This window comes from Coleofasciculus sp. FACHB-712 (genome assembly GCF_014695635.1).
Classification (GTDB): Bacteria; Cyanobacteriota; Cyanobacteriia; order Cyanobacteriales; family FACHB-T130; genus FACHB-T130.
Genome location: NZ_JACJOQ010000688.1, coordinates 1 through 3328 on the forward strand (window position 1 = coordinate 1; position 3328 = coordinate 3328).

The 3328-nt window shown below is 42.7% G+C and carries 4 protein-coding genes; 3 read left to right on the forward strand and 1 reads right to left on the reverse strand.

The window, feature by feature from the left end:
- Positions 1-138: 138 nt before the first annotated feature.
- Together H6F50_RS25705 and H6F50_RS25710 are read left to right on the forward strand one after the other, a co-directional pair.
- A complete protein-coding gene (locus H6F50_RS25705) occupies positions 139-939 on the forward strand; it encodes a sterol desaturase family protein (RefSeq protein WP_190430891.1) in 801 nt (266 codons plus the stop codon).
- A 116-nt stretch (positions 940-1055) separates the two neighbouring features.
- Positions 1056-1580: a rhodanese-like domain-containing protein gene (locus tag H6F50_RS25710; RefSeq protein WP_190430892.1), complete on the forward strand. Its 525-nt coding sequence runs from the start codon at positions 1056-1058 to the stop codon at positions 1578-1580.
- A gap of 39 nt (positions 1581-1619) precedes the next feature.
- Here H6F50_RS25710 and H6F50_RS25715 read toward each other — a convergent pair whose 3' ends face one another.
- Positions 1620-2645 carry a 1-acyl-sn-glycerol-3-phosphate acyltransferase gene (locus H6F50_RS25715; RefSeq protein ID WP_190430893.1) on the reverse strand — a complete coding sequence of 342 codons (1026 nt, stop codon included), beginning with the start codon at positions 2643-2645 and terminating at the stop codon, positions 1620-1622.
- On the opposite strand from H6F50_RS25715, the gene H6F50_RS25720 reads away from it, so the two are divergent.
- Positions 2628-3194 carry a hypothetical protein gene (locus H6F50_RS25720; protein ID WP_190430894.1) on the forward strand — a complete coding sequence of 189 codons (567 nt, stop codon included), beginning with the start codon at positions 2628-2630 and terminating at the stop codon, positions 3192-3194. The two genes, H6F50_RS25715 and H6F50_RS25720, sit on opposite strands and share 18 nt — an antisense overlap.
- Positions 3195-3328 lie beyond the last annotated feature (134 nt).

Below are 3328 nucleotides of genomic sequence, written 5' to 3' on the forward strand. Positions count from 1 at the left end.
AAAATGGTTGATACTTTGCTTGCTACTGCACTTGATTTAGTCAATCCAAAACACCTACGCAACTGGTTCACAAACTGCTGCTACTGTACTTCATGAACTTGCAATCTGCTGTAATTAATCAATAAATGCCTAAAAGTTATGCTTCCTGATGTTGTTAAAGGCTTTTTTTTGCTGCTGTTTATATTAGTCCCCATAGAAAAAATATTTTTTTTACACAAACAGAAGATATTTCGTAAAGGATGGGAAACAGATGCCATCCATTATTTTATTGGTTACTTTGTTGGCAGAACGGCAGTATTAGCCATTAGTGGAATATTAATTGGACAGTTTCTCAAAAGCTTAATCAATTCAGAAATACAGATGAACGTTGCTTCTCAACCTGTAGCGTTCCAGTTTGTGGAAGCAATTTTTATCGCTGATGTTGGATATTACATTGCTCATAAACTCACTCATAAGATTCCTTGGCTGTGGAAATTCCATGCGATTCACCATAGCGTAGAAGAAATGGACTGGTTGGCAACGGTGCGTCTGCATCCCATTGACCAAATATTTACGAAAACTTTTCAGATAGTCCCGCTATACATATTAGGCTTTACTAAAGAAACGTTCGCTATATTTTTTATTTTTGGTGCTTTTGAAGCTTTCTTTATTCATGCCAATATAAAAATTAGGTTTGGCTGGCTTCGGTGGATAATTGCCACCCCAGAATTTCATCACTGGCATCACACCGCCGAGCGAAAGTTCTATGACAAAAACTTTGCAGCTCAGCTTCCAATTTTAGATTTAATCTTCGGCACTCTCTATATGCCTGTGGGTAAAATGCCGAACAAGTATGGGATATCCGAACCTGTGCCTTCTGGGTATCTTGGACAAATACTCTACCCGTTTTCTAAACGAAAAAAGTTTATGAATCAAGTTAAAAGAATAGCGAATATATAAAAAAGTTTTTATGGTTCATAATTTTTATTTCTAGTTGTGACTAATGACATCTCGGTATTACGGTTGCTATGGTAATGAGGTTGAGGTGTCACTCATCGGAAAGTTTTATGCAAATAATGACTAAAATAACCAGTCGTTTACGTCCTTTACCTGTAATTTTAGCGGTTGTCGCTGTTAGTGTTGGTGCAATAGGTGCGGCGATCGCGATCGCAGACATCGACATCCAAGCGATCGCAACTGGCAAATATGCAAACAAAGTGACGGTAGCGCAGTTGCAGCAGGGAAAACTAAAGCCAGTGTTCCTTATTGATGTGCGATCGCCAGAGGAGTACGCTGAAGATCATATTGCTCAAACTCCACTAGTACCTCTGACTCAGATTGAAACGGGGATAGGAGTTGAGCGCGTTAAGGCATTGGTGAAAAAGAGCGTTCAACCCAATCAACCCGAACCAACGGTAGTGCTATATTGCACCAAAGGAACCCGTTCAACTAAAGCCTACTGGATGTTAGAGGGAACGGGGTTGAAGATGGCAGTCTTATCAGGTGGAATCACTGCATGGCGAAAAGCCGTGCCTGCGGAACAAGATAAAGCGGTCTTATCTCCGATTATTTTACAAGCTAAGAAGTTGAATTCTAACTAACTTCTTATAAAAACTCATTGAATGCAAATCAAACCTAGATTACTTTTTCCTCAGAAGTTGGTTAATTTGACTTTGCAGCTTTTCTTGTAATAGTTGGGCGTGTCGATAAGCAGCGTTTCGCTCTTGCCGCGTAGAAGTTTTGGGTTCTGGAAGTTGCTCGTCTTCAACAACTTCTGTTGACCAAGTTTGATAGAGAGGCTCAATAAAATAACGCAGCCGACTTCGCATCGCCCAAACACCCATTGATGGGAAGAGAATAAAGGCGAACATCAAAAAAGAGACAGGCAAGAAAGGCAAGTAGATGGCTCTTGCAAATTTTTTGAGATTGATTGCCCAAGGATGCAAAGATTCACTGCCAATGCAAGCAACGGGCAGAATCGGAATGCGATAGCGATCGCTTAGCTGGATAAAACTTGGATGAAAAGTGTCTAACTGATAACGCCTTTTCCACCCTTTTCCCGGCCCGCGTATGCCCTCCGGAGCGTATAGTAAGATGGTTTTTTGAGCCACCGCTGCTTCAAATTCATCAGCTTCTGCCCTAACGCCACCTAGAACTTGCGACCATCCTGGAGGTAGCCACCAAATCACCCAGGGATGTTCAAACAACGAAACACCCGCCAGCGGTTGCACAACCCATTCCCGTGTCTGGCTTAAGAGCGTTGCTAATCCCAAAATATCCCAAGGAAAACACATTCCCGCATGGTTCATTGATACAATCAATGGCCCAGTTTGAGGCAAATTTTCGAGTTGTTGTAGCTCTCCTTGGAAATAATATTTCACAATCGGAGCCAGCACTTCATCTCGGAAAGCCTGCTGATAATTTGGGTCGAACTCCCCTTCTCCCCGGCGGGGTGAACGAAAGCCGAGACGTATCCAACGAATCAGCAACGCCAAATAAAATCCCCCAGGAATGAGAAACAATCCATACTCCAGCCAATTCCAACCATCGGGATCGGCGTGATAGTGTTGCCAGTGGCGGTTGAATAAAATCAGCCAGCCTGGAGGATACCAAAGACAAAACCAATCAAACCAATTCCAACAATAATCGTGAATACGCCCAGCCATGCCATTCTCAATCTCGGCATTCTCGCTAAACCGCAACAATCGCACTTCAATCTCCTAATCGTGTTCGGCGCTATATTACCCGATATTCCAATTTTTGTTTTCTACCTTGTGGCGAGATATATTCAACGCCTACCAGAACGCCAAATCTGGTCAACCGCTTATTACCAACCCTTTTGGCAAAATATTATCCACCTGTTTCATTCAATTCCATTGGCTTTAATTGGGGTAGCGATCGCTCGCTACTACGGGTGGAAACCTATTGAAATTATCTTTTTGAGCATGGTGCTACATTCCCTCGGAGATTTACCCGTCCACAGCGACGACGCGCACAGGCATTTTTTGCCCTTCAGCGACTATCGTTTTATCAGTCCTATCTCTTATTGGGATACTAACAAATACGGCACGATTGTTTCTTTTGTTGAGCGGTTGCTGGTGCTGGTAGCGACCGTTTACGTCTTCGGGATGGTTCACTCCTACATCGGCAAAGGACTACTCATTGCAGTGAACTTGATTTATTGGCTCAGTTATCTCTATTTCTGGGTTTTCTAAGGGATATTGAACTTTTCGCCGTAAAGTTACATCTTGCTCTAGGCTGTTGAAACACAGTTACACAAACAAAACCTGCTGGGAGCAGGTTACAAAACCCTTTATTTTCAGTTGGTTCGCGCTTTCCTAGCTAGAAT